Origin of the sequence: Peribacillus sp. NPDC097224 (genome assembly GCF_044761985.1) — a bacterium.
Taxonomy (GTDB): Bacteria; Bacillota; Bacilli; order Bacillales; family DSM-1321; genus Peribacillus.
Map to the genome: position 1 here is coordinate 278708 of NZ_JBIWDK010000005.1, position 16593 is coordinate 295300.

The following is a 16593-nucleotide window of genomic DNA, read 5'->3' on the forward strand; positions in this document are numbered from 1 at the left end:
TTGTCATGTATTTCTACTAATGAGAAAGACTCTCCAAAGCCTTTACTTTCATTCTTCTCATTAAAAGTAATTAGAATTTCAACACTTTTGTCGCTGTTTCGATAATATCTTTATAATTTGGAAGCCATACCGTTTCAGCCTGAGAAAATGGGAAAACTGTATCGGCAGCCGTCACTCGTAAAACGGGAGCATCCAGACTTAAAATAGCACGTTCGTTTATTTCTGCTACAACATGTGCTGCTACACCAGCTTGTTTTTGTGCTTCTTGAACGACGATGGCCCGTCCCGTTTTTTCAACAGAGGCAATAATCGTATCAATATCCAATGGAGAAACAGTACGAAGGTCGACCACTTCTACCGAATGTCCTTCTTTAGCCAATTCTTCCGCAGCCTTGATGGATTCCTGTACCATCGCACCATACGTAATAATGGATAAGTCCGTTCCTTCTCGTTTTACATCTGCTTTTCCTAATGGAATCGTATATTCTTCCTCAGGAACTTCCTGGCGGAAAGAGCGATATAATTTCATATGTTCAAGGAAAATGACAGGATCGTTGTCGCGAATGGCTGAAATCAACAAACCTTTTGCATCGTATGGAGTGGAAGGAATAACTACCTTTAATCCAGGTTGCTGGGCCATTAATCCTTCTAGACTATCCGCATGCATTTCAGGAGTATGAACACCACCGCCAAATGGAGAGCGAATGGTAACCGGTGCATTGTAGCGACCGCCTGAACGGTAACGCATACGAGCAAGCTGTCCACTGACTGAATCCATTACTTCATAAATGAATCCAAAGAATTGTAATTCAGGAACAGGACGGAAACCTTGTAATGAAAGACCGACTGTCAATCCACCGATGCCTGATTCTGCAAGGGGTGTATCGAAAACACGTTCTTCACCGAACTCTTTTTGAAGATTTTCAGTCGCCCGGAACACTCCTCCATTAACGCCGACATCTTCTCCAAAAACGAGTACGTTCTCATCATTTTTAAGTTCTGTACGTAATGCATCTGTAATTGCTTGAATCATCGTCATTTGAGCCATGGCTTACTTCGACTCCTTTTCTTTATAAATTTCATATTGTTCTTTTAGATTGTAAGGCATTTCTTCAAACATGATTGAAATAAGGTCTGTCACTTTTTGTTTTGGTTCTGCGTCAGCCTTTTTGATTGCTTCTTTTATATCTTCTTTTGCTTTCTCTATCGTTTCATTCTCTAAGTCTTCATTCCAAAGCTCTTTATTTTCCAAGAACTTACGAAGTCTAACAAGTGGATCCTTTTGTTCCCACTCATTATCTAAATCCGTTGTCCGGTAACGAGTTGGATCATCCCCAGCCATAGTGTGAGGTCCATAACGGTAAGTCAAGGTTTCAATCAGTGTTGGGCCTTCACCATTTATGGCGCGCTCACGTGCTTCTTTCACTGCAGTATAAACCGCTAATGCGTCCATGCCGTCTACCTGAATGCCTGGAATACCAGCAGCCACCCCTTTTTGGGCCAATGTTTTAGCTGCAGACTGCTTATCGACAGGTGTTGAGATTGCAAACCTATTATTTTGTACAATGAATATAGCTGGCGCTTTAAATGCTCCGGCAAAGTTGATTCCTTCATAGAAATCCCCTTGTGAAGTTCCTCCATCGCCCGTATATGTTATCGCGACAGCTTTTTTACCACGTTTCTTAAGACCAAGTGCTACGCCGGCAGCTTGAATATATTGGGCGCCGATAATGATCTGTGGTGAAAGGACATTCACATCTTCCGGTATTTGATTCCCTTTAAAATGTCCTCTTGAGAATAAGAAAGCTTGCCAAAGTGGCAGGCCATGCCAAACGATTTGTGGAACATCACGATACCCTGGAAGAATGAAATCCTCTTTCTCCAAAGCAAATTGAGAAGCTATCTGAGAGGCTTCCTGCCCTGCGGTAGGTGCATAAAAACCTAATCTTCCTTGTCTGTTAAGGGAAATAGAACGTTGATCCAGTATCCGTGTATATACCATACGGCGCATCAATTCCTGTAATTGTTCATTACTTAAGTCAGGCATTGCCGCTTCGTTCACGACTTCTCCCTCTTCATTTAAGATTTGAAACATTTCAAATTGTTCTTCAACTTTTTTCAGCTGATCTTGAACATTAATTTTAGCCTGTTTAGTTTTCTGAGCCATTTGGCACCTCATCCTTTCATTAAAAAGGTTAGTAATTATTATTCTATAAAGCAAAATGATTTGTCTTATAGTTTCTTCAAGTACTTATTGTTTTATTTTCCCCTTAAGCATAATCTCTCAAACAAGGGAATCATATTTATGTCTTAATCTTAAGCTGTACCAATAAAATAATCAAGAAATATGATACAAGAACTTTGGTAAATTTAGTGTACAAGATGAATTAACATCAAGTCAATCACTTATACTTCCCCATATTCAAAATTTTATTTGTTTTATTTTCCACTAGTTGACCCTCTGTTATAGTTTTCATTATATATCTGTACTATAAACTTTGCCACTTTTAGCTTCCGTAAGGTGCCAAAGGATAGTATTTCGCTTCAACTCCTATTCCTAAAGAATCAATCATGACCTTTATCTAAAGGCATTCTCAACTTTTGAATAGTATTGTAAAAAAACTTTATATACTTTCAATCGTCTCAACTGTTAGAATTTCTTTATTTATTTTTCCTTAGTACAGGTCAGTAAATATTTCCGTTGAGTTTTTTCACTTTTCAACGGAAATCCGGGCATTTTATTTTCTTACCCAAACGCACATAAGGCTATGAGCAATGCCCATAGCCTTATCCCTCTTCTTTAATTTTTGTCAGAGTCCGTTTTTTTTATGCCTGCCGTTTCATAAAAGCTATCTTTTTCTTGATTATATTTTGTTGTTACGGCATTGAATTTCTCATTGGCTTTCACAACTTTTTCATATGTTGTATTAATTTTATCAATTTGACTTTGGAGTTCATCCATTTTTAGATCCTCTTTTTTGAATAGTTCATATAGTTGCTTATCGTTCGCTAAGCTTTGTTGATAGGTTTTGTATACGTCCTCATATTTTTCATATCGTTCATTCATTGTCTTTTCCATTTTGACAGCTTCTTTTTTTACCTTTTGATCTTCAATTTTATCAGTTTGCCCTTCCATTTTGTCGAATTGCTTTTTCGAGGCATCCATACTCTCTTTTTCTTTTTCGATTAACTCTTCTCGTTTTTCGATATTTTTTAATGCTTCGTCGGAAAGTTCCACGATTTGGTCATACTCTTTCATCCCGAGTTTGATGATTTTTTCATATATTTCTTTTTCTTCTTTTTCCAAATCATTTAAAGGCTCTTGTTTCTCTGTAAAATTACTTTCTTTCTCAACTGTCTTGTCTAGAATTTTAACGACTCTTTCCTCAGGTGAACCGCTATTCATACATCCGGTCATCATTATGACAGAAACAAACAAAACGACGTATAGACGATAAAGCTTCAAAACTAACACTCCCTCTGATCCTTCTATTAGGATGTTTTTAAGAAATTCCCACATCTGAATTTAATAGCAGTCACTACACGCGTTCCACTACCGAAAACAGGATATTTTTCAAGTCTGGGTTAGAGCCTACACGATTCAACCCCTACCGCATAGGCTGTATTAAACCATTTCAAATCAAGATGGTTGAATCCCAAAATATAAAACGGAGGTATAATTATGTATTATGGAGGTTACACCCAAGATTGTTGTTATCCAGTATCCGCTGCACCAAGTTATGGTTATGGAGGTTATGGCGGTGGCGGCGGTTGTGGTTTCGGCGGCGGCTTCGCTTTAATCGTAGTCTTATTCATACTACTGATCATTGTCGGCGCATGCTTATGCTAAACAGATAATCACCCTCTCCCTTTACCCAAAATATCATGTAACTACCCTTATTAAAGAAAATTATAAATGAAAATGAAAATTAAACAGCCTATAATGCCGTAAATACTATAATGATAGGGATGGTCCTTCTTCCCTATCATTGTCTCTTATATTAACTTCCGAGCATATTTTTGTTAAAATAATCCCATACATATATTTATGAAACTTAGTGGGGTGAAAGAACTTGTTTACAATGGATGATTTTGTTGAAGAAGACAATCCAATATTAAGGAAAGTGGCTGAAGAAGTTCCATTACCTGCTTCTGAAGAGGACAAAAAGGTCTTGGCCGACTTAATGGAGTATGTACAAAATAGCCAGGATACTGAAATCGCTTTGAAATATGGTTTGAGGGCAGGAATTGGTTTGGCCGCACCACAGGTGAATATATCCAAACGCATGATCGCCGTACATCTTAAAAATGAAAAAGGCGAATTAATTAGCTATGCTCTATTCAACCCAAAACTCGTAAGCCATTCCGTTGAAAGGTCCTATCTTACCGCCGGCGAAGGCTGCCTCTCCGTTAATCGGCCCATTTCTGGTTATGTACCTCGTTATGCCCGTATAAAGGTATCCGGTACAAACATAGAAGGAGAAGATGTTCAGCTCCGGTTAAAAGGTTTGGCCTCCATCTGCTTCCAACATGAAATCGATCATTTAAATGGCATTATGTTTTATGATCACATCAATCATGACGATCCTTTCAACGTCCCAGAAAGTTACATTCCAATTGAAAGATGAGTTTCATCCCAGTAAAGGCAGCAAAGACCCCCACCGTTTATATAAGTGGGGGTCTTTGCTGCCTGCCTTACATTAAATCAATTCAAGTTCTTTTAGCCCATGGAGGATGCCGTCTTTATCGACGTCCGTTGTCACGTAATCAGCTTCCTGTTTGACGAGCTGTCCTGCGTTGCCCATAGCCACTCCATACCCCACAGCTTTAAGCATTTCTATATCATTTAAGCCATCTCCAAATGCATATACATCCTCAAGGTCAAATCCGACCTTTTTCATCAAAGTCTTTATCCCTTCAGCCTTTGAACCCCCAAAAGGCAAAACATCCGTTGAATAGGTATGCCATCTAATAAAGTTAAATTTATCGTACATACCCACGTACTCCGATTCTTCATCCTCAGAGCAAAATAATAAGGCTTGATAAATGTCATTATTTTCATAAAAATCCGCCTGATGCCCCGGATGTGGGAATTTTAGAGTGCTCAAGGCTTCTTCAATCCGATTATGATACGGAACGCTTGATTGCATCGTTTCCTCATTCATGAATACGATAGGCACTTCATTTTCCTCCGCAGCCTTATGCAGCCTTCTGATTTCAGATAGATTCAACGGGTTCTTATAGATGACTTCCCCTTCAAAAACGACATATTGTCCATTAAAACTAACGAATGTATCGATACCAAGTTCTTCTCTTAAGTCTTCAAACATGAATGGTGCACGTCCCGTCGCAATGGCTACGAAGACTCCGCTATCCTGCAGTTGCTTCACTGCTTTCTTTGTTGAAGCCGGTAATTTTTTTTCATGATCCAGTAATGTTCCATCAATATCAAAGAATACGATTTTCACTGACTATTCACTTCCAATTCATTCAGTTTACCTTTTTTTAATATGTACCCATTTAATAATTGTCATTAAAATAAGTCAAGTAACTCCTTTTCAAAACACCACATTTATCCAGGTTTTTCATTCGTGGTTCAGCATATATTATATATGAGACATCTAAATCCCCCTTCGCCCTCTCCCAAGATAACCAAGCATATGGTAGAAATGACGGCCTTTTTTTCATAAATAAGCCTTTTACCTGTAAAGACGTATTTACTTTATTGAATAATCCTATACAATAATAACTAAGGGAGCGTGATCGCCATGTTAAAGAAGCTTCGTAAAAAGCTTGTAAAACAATGGAATGATCTTCTAAGAAAAAAATCAATCGCATGATGCCATTTTCATTCTGCCAATGGCCGTCATCCATTTGCGAGATTTTTTTGTACAGCCCTTCAAAAACTTGCGGAGGGCTTCTTCCTTGTTGTACAGTTCTTATTAAGCCTACTTTGAAAGATTACATGTACATACTATAATATCCATATCTTTGCACAGGTTCACACATCGGTGATCCCCTTTCTTTTAGCAAGAAACCGATTTCACCAAGCATTGATTGAAGGATTATTTTTTAAATACATAGATGTTCCTTTTAAAGAGGCCCATTCCGGAACATTTCTTTATCCAATTAAGTTTTACATGTAGTAAAAACGGAAAGGATAAAGGATAGAGGTCGGTTAAACTACGAATTCAGCTATTTATTTTTATATACTATTCCGTATTGGTATAATAAGTTAAATAAAAACCCCTCTTCCAAAAGGTAAGTTGGGTTTGTTTTTCCATGATGTTGAAAAACATGTAAAAATTGTTGTTTTTATATATAATGAAAAAAGCAATGTAAACAAGTGAGGAGAGATTAAAATGGTTTTTAAGGTATACTATCAAGTAACCATATCTGAGGTTCCCATCAGGGAGAATACGCAAACGATGTATGTGGAAGGTGAATCCGTCCGCGACGTCCGTTTAAAGCTAAAGGAAAAACCTTATAACGTAGAGTTAGTAGCACCAGTAGCTGGCGCATATTTGGAATACGAAAAACAAAGTGAAGATTTTAAAGTATTGGAGCTAGGATAATTTATGAAATTTGTGAAAAACGATCAAACTGCTGTATTCGCCTTGGGCGGTTTAGGCGAAATCGGTAAGAACACATATGCTGTTCAATTCCAAGATGAGATCATCGTCATCGATGCGGGAATTAAATTCCCGGAAGACGAACTCCTCGGAATAGACTATGTGATACCAGATTACAGCTATTTAGAAAAAAATGTAGATAAAATTAAAGGTGTCTTCATCACACATGGTCATGAAGATCACATTGGCGGAATTCCATATTTACTAAGAAAAGTGAATGTCCCTGTATACGGCGGCAAGCTGGCACTTGGACTACTTCGCAATAAATTGGAAGAACATGGTCTATTACGCCAGACAACGATGATTGAAATCAGTGAAGATGAAGTCATCAAATTCCGGAAGACTTCTGTCTCTTTCTTCCGTACGACTCACAGTATCCCGGATTCTTACGGAATCGTGGTTAAAACTCCTCCTGGACAAATTGTCCATACTGGTGATTTCAAATTCGACTTTACACCTGTAGGAGAACCGGCCAATTTGACAAAAATGGCCGAAATCGGAAAAGAAGGCGTATTGTGCTTACTATCCGACAGCACGAATAGTGAAGTGCAGAACTTTACGATGTCAGAGAGCCGCGTAGGCGATACGATTCAAGATATCTTCCGTAAAGTAGATGGTCGAATCATCTTTGCAACCTTTGCATCCAATATCCATCGCCTTCAACAAGTCGTTGAAGCAGCTGTTGAAAATGGCCGTAAAATTGCCGTCTTTGGACGTAGTATGGATTCAGCTATCGCTATCGGTCAAGAACTTGGTTATATCGTTGCACCTAAAGATACATTTATCGATGTACAGCAATTGAACCGGATGCCTGCAAACAAGGTGACCATCCTTTGTACAGGTAGCCAAGGTGAACCAATGGCAGCTCTTTCAAGAATTGCAAACGGAACTCACCGTCAAATTCAAATTATACCTGGAGATACTGTCGTTTTCTCTTCTTCACCAATTCCAGGTAACACGATCAGCGTATCAAGAACCATTAACCAATTATATCGTGCGGGCGCAGATGTCATTTCCGGTCCATTGAATAATATTCATACTTCCGGTCATGGCGGTCAACAGGAACAAAAGTTAATGCTTCGTTTAATCAAGCCAAAATTCTTCATGCCGATTCATGGTGAATACCGTATGCAAAAACTTCATGCAGGTCATGCAATGGATTGCGGTGTACCTGAGGAAAATTGCTTTATCATGGATAATGGTGAGGTACTTTCATTAAGTGAAAATACGGCTCAAATCGCCGGGAAAATCCCTTCTGGATCGGTTTATATCGATGGAAGCGGCATCGGCGATATCGGGAACATCGTTTTACGTGACCGTAGAATCCTTTCCGAAGAAGGACTTGTTGTTGTCGTTGTCAGCATCAATATGAAGGAATTCAAAATCGCTTCCGGTCCGGATATCATTTCACGTGGTTTCGTTTACATGAGAGAATCTGGAGACCTGATCAATGATGCTCAGTCCCTCATCACCAAGCACCTGAATAAAGTGATGGAGCGCAAGACCACTCAATGGTCTGAAATCAAAAATGAGATTACAGATACTCTATCACCATTCTTATATGAAAAAACAAAACGCCGCCCGATGATCCTTCCGATCATCATGGAGGTACAATAATTAAGAAACCCCAGCCGAATGGCTGGGGTTTTTTTTAGTTTAAAGGAAAGGAGGACCTGCAGAAATCGGCAGGTCCTCCTTTTTTTAATCGACGATTTTCTTTTCAAACCGATTGATGTCAGAATCGGCTCCAATGACTATCAAGATATCCCCTTTATGGATCAAATCATTGGCCTGGGGCGAAACATTAATTTCATTTTCTCTTTTAATCCCGACAATATTCAACCCGTAGTGGGCCCGGATGTCTAGATCGAATATCGATTTTCCGTTCATCTTTTGGCTTGCCACGATTTCCACAATGGAATGTTCATCGGAAAGCTCAAGATAATCCAGGATGTTATTAGAACCGATGTTATGGGCAATACGCCTTCCCATATCCCGTTCTGGATGAACCACGAAATCCGCTCCAATCTTTCGGAGCACCTTCTCATGATAGTCATTCTGGGCCTTGACCGTAACATTGCTGACACCCAGTTCTTTAAGCATGAGGGTCGTTAAAATGCTTGCCTGAATATTTTCCCCAATAGCGACAATGACGTGTTCAAAATTCCGGATACCGATATTTCTAAGTACGTTTTCATCAGTCGTATCTCCAACGACGGCATGCGAAGCTATTCTGGCATATTCATTAACGCGGTCTTCATCCACATCGATGGCCAGCACACCCATTCCCTCTTCTGCCAAGGTCCTAACAATACTGCCGCCAAAACGGCCAAGCCCTATCACTGCAAATTCCTTTTTCACAGTAAGCCCTCCAAACTCTTCCATTCGTCTTACAGGATATATCATCATTTACCATGGTCATACCCTCTACTGTTATGCTCTTTTACCTTTATACGTTATATACTTTGCTAAATGATCAATGGCAAGTTGAATGGCTTTCTCATCGGGCATTAACTTGGCATGATGCAACCCATAATCGGATGCTACACCAAGCCAGAACATGAAGCCCGGAATCTCCTTCAACATATAACCGAAGTCTTCCCCCGTCATCGCTTCTGTACAGCGATGCAATTGAACCTCTGATGATTGTTCGGTGAAATCCATGAATTCACTGGTCAACTTCTCATCATTATATACTTGATGATACATGCAGCCATAGTCTATTGTCGCTTTACACTCATATCCCACTTCAATGCCCCCTACAAGGGCTTCGATTCGTGACTTAACCTTAACCATCGTTTCAGGGTCCAGGGTCCTTATAGTGCCTTCTAAACGAGCCTTCTCCGCAATGATATTTTGAACGGTTCCTCCCGTAATCTTTCCAATGGTGATGACCGCTGAATCCAATGGGTTCACATTACGGGAAACAATGGTTTGCAATTGTCCCACAAGTGAACAGGCAGTGATGACCATATCATTAGTATTGTGCGGATAGGCTGCATGTCCACCCTTGCCTTCCAGATCGATGAATAGTTCAGATGTATTTGCAAATAAAAGCCCCTCTTTAACCGCAATCGTCCCAACCGGGTATTCAGGTGCCACATGGAGAGCAAGAATCATGTCAGGCTTCCATTTTTTCATAGTCTCGGATTTCAACATCGGTTCAGCCCCGCCAGGCCCTTCCTCAGCCGGTTGAAAAATGAATACTAAGTCATCATCGATTGGATATTCAACAAAATGTGTCAGTAGACCGAGGCCTATGCTCATGTGGAAATCATGTCCACACGCATGCATATAGTCGTCATGTGTAGAGGCAAATGGCAATCCTGTCTCTTCTATAATTGGCAAACCATCGATATCAGCTCGGTAGCCAATTACCTTATTGGGATTATTTCCTTTGATTTTCACGAAGATCCCTGTTTTCCAAGTTTCGACTTCCATTCGTTCTGAAGCCAAGTTCATTATGTATGTAAGCAAATATTGTTGCGTCTTGAATTCTTGAAAACCTATTTCCGGTATTTGATGTAAATCGCGCCGTATCGTAACAAACGGGCTCTGTTCCATATTTTTTCACTCCCTATACAGAAAGCGTGGATATAGGTATCCACGCTCTTGAACATATTTCAGGTTGGAATTAAAGTTGACGAAGCTCTTGCATGATTTCAGTTTTTGATTTTGTTTTTTCATCTATTTGTTTAATGACTTTAGCCGGTATACCAGCAGCCACTGAGTATGGAGGGACATCTTTCGTGACGATGGCTCCTGCCGCCACAACTGAACCTTTCCCGATTGTAACGCCTTCCAGAACGACTGCGTTAGCACCAATTAACACATCATCTTCCAACACGACAGGTTTTGCTGAAGGTGGCTCAATGACACCAGCAAGGACAGCTCCAGCCCCCACATGACAGTTTTTGCCCACTGTTGCACGTCCTCCAAGAGTTGCATTCATGTCGATCATTGTACCTTCACCAATAACAGAACCGATATTGATTGATGCTCCCATCATGATAACCGCATTGTCACCAATTGAAACTTGGTCACGAATCACTGCACCTGGCTCGATGCGGGCCTTGATGCCTTTTAAATCTAATAGTGGTATAGCAGAATTGCGACGATCATTTTCAATCACATAATCTTCAATCTTCGATCCAGCTGTTTCGATAGCCGTTTCAATTTCAGACCACTCACCGAATACAACGCCGGTGTTGCCTGTAATGAAAGTTTTAGCAGCAGGGCCAAAATCTACGCCATCTAATTCACCTTTGACATATACCTTTACTGGTGTTGACTTTTTACTATTGGAGATAAAAGAAATAATTTCATTTGCATCCATTTTGTTCATGCTCGGTAAAACCTCCTAATTATGTATCGTTACTCGTTTTAAATTTAACAGACAACAGCTTACAAGACAAGGAATGAATATCTTTTTATAAATGGTTTTTACTAGCGTGACACCATCTTTCGAAGACTCACAACATGCCTTGATCACGTATATGTTCTTTGACCACTTCCGTGAAGGCTTGTACCTGTTTAAGCTGAAAAGCAGATTCATATCCACAAAGCCATGTATCCCGTTCGATTGAATGGTTTTGTCCATCCAAGAGGGGAATCTTAAAGATATTCGTGTCTTTATCATGTAAAGTGATGGCAGGTAGGATCGCATAGCCAATTCCATTGAATACCATTTGCTTACATGTTTCAATTTGATCGACGACTATCGTATTTTTAGGGGTGGTCTTGAATTGACGATGCCACCAATCCTGTATTTCCTGATAATAATTCGAATCACTTTTAAACTGGATAAAAGGGCGATCCGTTTCGAATACCTGGTCCAGTTCCTTCATCTCTGTGTCCACCAGGTAAAGCATATCCGTAAACAAATGCTGTTTTACGCCTTTCCAATCTGGTGCCCCGCGGATGATGCCGATATGTACCTGCCCCTCATATAAGGACTTTAAAATTTCACTGCTCCAGCCAGTGATTAAAGAAATTTTGGCATAGGGATATTTTTGTACGAACTTTTTCAAAACTTGTGGTAACCAGTTCTGTCCGACTATTGAAGCACAAGCAATTTTCAAGGTACCATATACTTCATGATCCATTGCCTGGATACTTTCCCTCACCGTTTCTTCCTTGGCCAATATATCATTAGCCAATCGAATGACCGCTTCACCAGCAGGTGTCAAGGAAAGCCCTTTTTGCGAACGCAGGAACAACTTTGATCCCCAATCCTTCTCTATTGTTTGCAGACGTTGTGAAAGCGCAGGCTGGGAAACGAATAAACGCTCCGCAGCTTTCCTCATATTCATCTCCTGGGCCAAAACGGATAATAAATGATATTCTGAAAAAGACATACACACCAACCTCTTGATAATTAATTCTTATCACATTGATTCATTTTATATAAATTTAATTATCAACAAAGATCACCTATATTACAAGAGAAAAGAAATGGAATGATACTCATGAAGATGTTTTATTGCTCATCATCGGGTTTGCGGCGTCTAGAGTGCCATGATCTAAATTCTCGAAAGAACCCCCCCCACCCAACAGTTCAAATTTATTTTACATGGCCAACGCCTCATTGATTCATCTTGGCACTCGTGTAGGCAAGATTTGAGCATCCAAAAAAGAGGCAACCCATGTGTAGATTGCCTCTTCTTTCTAACTATTCAGTTCGCTTTTCCCTTTTCTTTAGTCTTGTCAGAGTCACTAGACTGATAACGGCAAAAAGTAGGACGATAAGATAAATGGTGTGCAGGGACGTCGTAAGTCCTTCCTGTAATACCTCTACTACATCTTTAGGCAGCATAGCACGCTCTTCACTATCCAATAATTTATTGGCTGTGTCGATCGTCACTTTTGAATCAACTGCTGCATGTTCATTCAAATAGGCTTGCAGCCTTGTATTCATGACTCCCCCGAGTAAAGCGGCTCCCACAGTATTCCCAAGATTCCGCATGAACATATTCGAGGCAGTTGCAATCCCCCGGCGTTCCCAACTGACCGTCTTTTGTATGACGACGATGAAAGATGTCGATGTCAAACCCATCCCCACCCCAACAAAGAAAGATCCCATTGCTGCAATAAGTGGACCAGCTTCTGGCTTCATCAAAACTAAAATCGCGCTTCCAAGAATCAAAGAAACCCCACCAAGGAGTGATGTAGCCTTAAACCCTATTTTTAACAAGAGTCTACCAGCAAAAACCGAAGCAATTGGCCAACCAATGGACATGGCAGTCAGTGTAAAACCTGCAACTGTCGGTGAGCGTTCCATTACCCCTTGAACAAACGTTGGAAGGAAACTCGACAATCCAATCATCATCACCCCTGTTGTCAGCGAAACAAGGTTTGCTATTAAAATTGAGCGCTCTTTCCATATTTCAAATGGCATCATCGGCTCGGAAGCCCTTTTTTCCTGAACGATGAATAAAACAAACGAAACGACGGCAATTCCAACAAGTGAAATGGCTGGAGTAGAAGCCCAGGACCATTTTACTCCACCTTGGACAAGGACCACCATCAAGGTGGATATCGATAAAGTCAGCAACGCCGCCCCTATATAGTCAATATCACGTTTTTTCTTTTCAATATTTTCATGAAGGAACATCCAGATTCCAACAAATGATAGTAAACCCAAGGGAATGTTGATCCAGAATACAAGTCTCCAAGAAAGAGACTCGACAATCAACCCGCCCAATGCCGGTCCCATGACAGCAGAAATACCCCATACGCTTGAGAGGTATCCTTGGATGCGGGCCCTCTCTTCATTCTTATAAATGTCCCCGACAATGGTTGAGGCTACTGGAGCGACCGCCCCGGCACCAAACCCCTGCAGAAATCGATAAAATATGAGCTCCGTCATCGAGTCAGCAAAGCCACATAGAACCGAACCAATCAGGAAGACGATAATGCCAAATAAAAGAACAGGCTTTCGACCGACTATGTCGGATAACTTTCCATATATCAAGACCGTCACGGCATTCATAAGTAAATAGCCGGAAAAAACCCAGCTATATAATGAAAAGCCACCCAGGTCACTGACAATGGCAGGCATGGCCGTCGACACAATGGTACCTTCAATTGCATTCATGAACATCGCCATCATGATCGCCGCAAGGATGAATGGCCGCTTTAATTTTAAGTTTTGACCGTTCGAAGTATTTATTGCTTGTACCAAGTTACGCATCCTCTCAACTAATATGATATCTATGGTTAACCCATTTTTAGTGATTTATGTAGAATAAGAAAACTCGCCACTTGGCGAGTCTGAGGTAAACTGTTCATTTACTATGGATATTTCCTCATTCAGGCAACAATTGTTCTTTAAAGACTTTCTTCAAAATCGCCCTTCTCGTAAGAATGCCTTCAAATAGATGTTCGTCATTCTCAACACAGACAAATGGATGATCAATTAACATTTCTACCCCTTTTATCAATGGATCGTCTATATTCAGACGAGGTATATCTATATTCATAATTTCGGAAACTTTTTTATTCTCCAGATTATCAAATTCAATTCTCTCAAGTCCCAAGATAGAGTCGAGAATGACTGGTGTGCTGATTAAGCCATGCAGTTTGTACATTGGATCTAACACAGGAATGGCCGTATAACCGCTCTTCGTTAATACCAATAGCGCATGTTCTAAATTATTGGTTACCTGCACGTGGGCCACGCGTTCAGAAGAAATCATTAAGTCTTTCACGCTGGATTCCAATAAATCCCCATCATGAGTACCGATCATGTTAAAACCCCTTACCATATGTTTTTATATATATATCCCTTATTCTAGTTTAACATAAACACGCAGAAAAGGCCCAATCAAACACCCCTTCAATTCCAAAAAAAGGGACCTTTTAAAAGGTCGATTACCCCTTGCTTGTTTTGATATCACCTTTTTCATAACCACATTCAGGGCATCGATAAATAACATTTTGATTGGACTGGGCGGTTAAAACATCCTCTAATATCCTCTCATCGGAACAAACAGGGCATATCGCTTTTGGTTTTTTCATCTTCATCCCTCCTCTTTATAATGTGTCATAAAGTCATTGTATTCATTCAAACCACCTGGCTCCCTAAATCACACTAATAAACAAAATAAAAAAGCTGCTTTCCTAATGGAATGCAGCTTTTACAAATTAAATTAAGATTGAAGAAGATCAAAGATTTCAATGGTAATCATATCAACATTATCGAATTGATATTTTGATGATTTCCCTTTATCACTGTATACTTCAAGCTCGAACATTTCTGTTTTGCTGAAATATGTAACCTGGCATTTTTTCACACCATCTATTTCAAAAAAACGCTGAGCAGATTCAGATTCCTTTGCTTGCTCTTGAAGACTTTTCAATCTGGTAAGAATGCCCTGTAATTGAGACATACTCCCTCTCCTTTCTGAATAAAACCTTTTCGATAGGTTTCACTATACCATACTTTTCTATACAGTAGCCACGCTGAAATAAATTCAGAATAATTAAAACCTTCATTCTTTACATGCTACTATTATCAGAATAAAATAAGGAATGAATTTTGTACACAAAAAATTTTCCGGAGGTGCATTTTATTGGTTAAGGTTAGTGATCTCGGTTATCGTGTTTCTCTCATTGACGGTTTTGATCTAGGTAGGGAGAACCGAACTGGTACGTATGTAATGGCCGATAGGGTCATTACTTTAGTTGAGACATCCGCCAGCCCCTCCATCCCTCATGTACTCAAGGGGTTGCAAGCGCTGGGGATAGCTTTAGAAGACATTACATATATCATTCTAACCCATATTCATTTGGACCATGCAGGGGGGGTTGGCCTTTTTTTACAGCATTGCCCGAACGCAAAAGTGGTTGTCCATCCAAAAGGTGCGCGCCATCTTGAAGATCCAACGCGATTGGTTGCAGGGGCAAAAGAGGTCTACGGTGCGGATTTCGACAAACTTTTCAACCCCATCCTTCCAGTTCCGCACGAAAAAATCATTATTAAGGGAAACAAGGAATCCCTTGAAACGAGCGACAACTGTACCTTGACCTTTTATGATACCCCAGGCCACGCAAACCACCATCTCAGCATATACGATTCAGTTTCAAAAGGTATGTTTTCCGGTGATACGGTCGGTGTGTACTATCGTGAACTTGAACCAGATGGCATCGAATTATATTTACCTTCTACATCACCTAATCAATTTAATCCCATAGCGATGCTTGCCGCAGCGGATTTGTATGAAAGTTTGGATGTGAATCGGATATATTTTGGCCATTACGGCGTTTCGGATAATCCAACGGAAGTATATAAACAATTGCGCTACTGGTTGCCCATTTTCGTTCAAACAGCTGAAACTGCCTTCAACGAATACAAGACGTTCAAGGAACAAGTAGATGCAACTATAGAAATGATTTTCGATAAAGTCACCACCCACCTTGCATCAATGGGCATAACGGGGGACCATCCCGTGTTCGAAATTATTAGGATGGACCTGGAAGTCTGTTCCATGGGGTTAATCGACTATTTGGTCAAACGTGATAACCCAGGATATAATCCTATCCAAAAGTAATGCCATTCTTTATAATGAATAAGAACTCAATTAAAGATTATTTGGAGGAAATCATGAAAGACATTACCCTATATACACAACCCGAATGCCCTCCCTGCAAGATAACGAAATTGTTTCTGGATGATAACAATATCGAATATAAGGAAAAAGATATTAAAGCAGATGGGCATGCCCGCAAAGAATTGACTAATAAATATGGATCATATTCCACACCTACAGTAGTCATCGATGGAAAAGCCATCATTGGTTTTAATATCGATGCCATTGAAAAGGAATTGAATCTTTAATTTTAAAAAAGTCTAAAGAAGATCATCTTAAAATGTACCCTATAGAGTAGACACTTTAAAAAAGTCTCTCTATAGGGTACTTTTATTTGTATAAAGAAAAGATAGGATTGGAGATACATCACA

At 40.0% G+C, this 16593-nt stretch carries 18 protein-coding genes; 6 read left to right on the forward strand and 12 right to left on the reverse strand.

Annotated elements, in window-relative coordinates:
• Positions 1–70: 70 nt before the first annotated feature.
• From ACIQXR_RS12515 to ACIQXR_RS12525, 3 genes are all read right to left on the reverse strand, one after another.
• Positions 71–1048 (reverse strand): alpha-ketoacid dehydrogenase subunit beta, encoded by a 978-nt coding sequence (locus tag ACIQXR_RS12515; RefSeq protein WP_402868049.1) that lies wholly within the window; start codon positions 1046–1048, stop codon positions 71–73.
• 3 nt (positions 1049–1051) lie between these two features.
• Positions 1052–2167 carry a pyruvate dehydrogenase (acetyl-transferring) E1 component subunit alpha gene (gene pdhA / locus ACIQXR_RS12520; protein ID WP_402868047.1) on the reverse strand — a complete coding sequence of 372 codons (1116 nt, stop codon included), beginning with the start codon at positions 2165–2167 and terminating at the stop codon, positions 1052–1054.
• Between the two features lie 633 nt (positions 2168–2800).
• Positions 2801–3466 carry a YkyA family protein gene (locus ACIQXR_RS12525; protein ID WP_403080063.1) on the reverse strand — a complete coding sequence of 222 codons (666 nt, stop codon included), beginning with the start codon at positions 3464–3466 and terminating at the stop codon, positions 2801–2803.
• Between the two features lie 216 nt (positions 3467–3682).
• On the opposite strand from ACIQXR_RS12525, the gene ACIQXR_RS12530 reads away from it, so the two are divergent.
• Both ACIQXR_RS12530 and def read left to right on the forward strand, forming a co-directional pair.
• On the forward strand, positions 3683–3850 hold the full coding sequence (locus ACIQXR_RS12530; protein ID WP_402987726.1) for a YjcZ family sporulation protein: 168 nt from the start codon (positions 3683–3685) through the stop codon (positions 3848–3850).
• Between the two features lie 223 nt (positions 3851–4073).
• On the forward strand, positions 4074–4628 hold the full coding sequence (gene def / locus ACIQXR_RS12535) for a peptide deformylase (RefSeq protein ID WP_402868043.1): 555 nt from the start codon (positions 4074–4076) through the stop codon (positions 4626–4628).
• A 72-nt stretch (positions 4629–4700) separates the two neighbouring features.
• On the opposite strand, the gene ACIQXR_RS12540 is transcribed toward def, so the two are convergent.
• Positions 4701–5468 carry a Cof-type HAD-IIB family hydrolase gene (locus ACIQXR_RS12540; RefSeq protein WP_402868042.1) on the reverse strand — a complete coding sequence of 256 codons (768 nt, stop codon included), beginning with the start codon at positions 5466–5468 and terminating at the stop codon, positions 4701–4703.
• Positions 5469–6362: 894 nt separating this feature from the next.
• Between ACIQXR_RS12540 and ACIQXR_RS12545 the strand changes: the two genes are divergently transcribed.
• Together ACIQXR_RS12545 and rnjA are read left to right on the forward strand one after the other, a co-directional pair.
• Positions 6363–6575 carry a DNA-dependent RNA polymerase subunit epsilon gene (locus tag ACIQXR_RS12545; RefSeq protein WP_402868040.1) on the forward strand — a complete coding sequence of 71 codons (213 nt, stop codon included), beginning with the start codon at positions 6363–6365 and terminating at the stop codon, positions 6573–6575.
• A gap of 3 nt (positions 6576–6578) precedes the next feature.
• A complete protein-coding gene (rnjA, locus tag ACIQXR_RS12550; RefSeq protein ID WP_402868038.1) occupies positions 6579–8249 on the forward strand; it encodes a ribonuclease J1 in 1671 nt (556 codons plus the stop codon).
• 84 nt (positions 8250–8333) lie between these two features.
• Here the strand turns inward: rnjA and ACIQXR_RS12555 are convergent, their stop codons facing one another.
• The 8 genes from ACIQXR_RS12555 to ACIQXR_RS12590 form a co-directional block, all read right to left on the reverse strand.
• On the reverse strand, positions 8334–8993 hold the full coding sequence (locus ACIQXR_RS12555) for a potassium channel family protein (RefSeq protein WP_402868561.1): 660 nt from the start codon (positions 8991–8993) through the stop codon (positions 8334–8336).
• A 72-nt stretch (positions 8994–9065) separates the two neighbouring features.
• Positions 9066–10196 (reverse strand): N-acetyldiaminopimelate deacetylase, encoded by a 1131-nt coding sequence (locus ACIQXR_RS12560; protein ID WP_403080064.1) that lies wholly within the window; start codon positions 10194–10196, stop codon positions 9066–9068.
• A gap of 70 nt (positions 10197–10266) precedes the next feature.
• Positions 10267–10977, reverse strand: coding sequence for a 2,3,4,5-tetrahydropyridine-2,6-dicarboxylate N-acetyltransferase (gene dapD / locus ACIQXR_RS12565; protein ID WP_402868035.1), 711 nt, complete (start codon positions 10975–10977; stop codon positions 10267–10269).
• Between the two features lie 127 nt (positions 10978–11104).
• Positions 11105–11989: a transcriptional regulator CcpC gene (locus tag ACIQXR_RS12570; protein WP_402868033.1), complete on the reverse strand. Its 885-nt coding sequence runs from the start codon at positions 11987–11989 to the stop codon at positions 11105–11107.
• 314 nt (positions 11990–12303) lie between these two features.
• A complete protein-coding gene (locus tag ACIQXR_RS12575) occupies positions 12304–13848 on the reverse strand; it encodes an MDR family MFS transporter (protein ID WP_402868559.1) in 1545 nt (514 codons plus the stop codon).
• A gap of 91 nt (positions 13849–13939) precedes the next feature.
• Positions 13940–14380 (reverse strand): cyclic-di-AMP-binding protein CbpB, encoded by a 441-nt coding sequence (gene cbpB / locus ACIQXR_RS12580; RefSeq protein ID WP_402868031.1) that lies wholly within the window; start codon positions 14378–14380, stop codon positions 13940–13942.
• Between the two features lie 124 nt (positions 14381–14504).
• Entirely contained in the window at positions 14505–14651 is a 147-nt protein-coding gene (locus ACIQXR_RS12585) for a hypothetical protein (protein ID WP_402868029.1), read from the reverse strand.
• Positions 14652–14782: 131 nt separating this feature from the next.
• Positions 14783–15022 (reverse strand): YkuJ family protein, encoded by a 240-nt coding sequence (locus tag ACIQXR_RS12590; RefSeq protein WP_402868027.1) that lies wholly within the window; start codon positions 15020–15022, stop codon positions 14783–14785.
• Between the two features lie 183 nt (positions 15023–15205).
• Here ACIQXR_RS12590 and ACIQXR_RS12595 point away from each other — a divergent pair, with 183 nt between their 5' ends.
• Positions 15206–16183, forward strand: coding sequence for an MBL fold metallo-hydrolase (locus ACIQXR_RS12595; RefSeq protein ID WP_402987720.1), 978 nt, complete (start codon positions 15206–15208; stop codon positions 16181–16183).
• A 53-nt stretch (positions 16184–16236) separates the two neighbouring features.
• Positions 16237–16470 (forward strand): glutaredoxin family protein, encoded by a 234-nt coding sequence (locus ACIQXR_RS12600; protein WP_402868022.1) that lies wholly within the window; start codon positions 16237–16239, stop codon positions 16468–16470.
• Positions 16471–16593 lie beyond the last annotated feature (123 nt).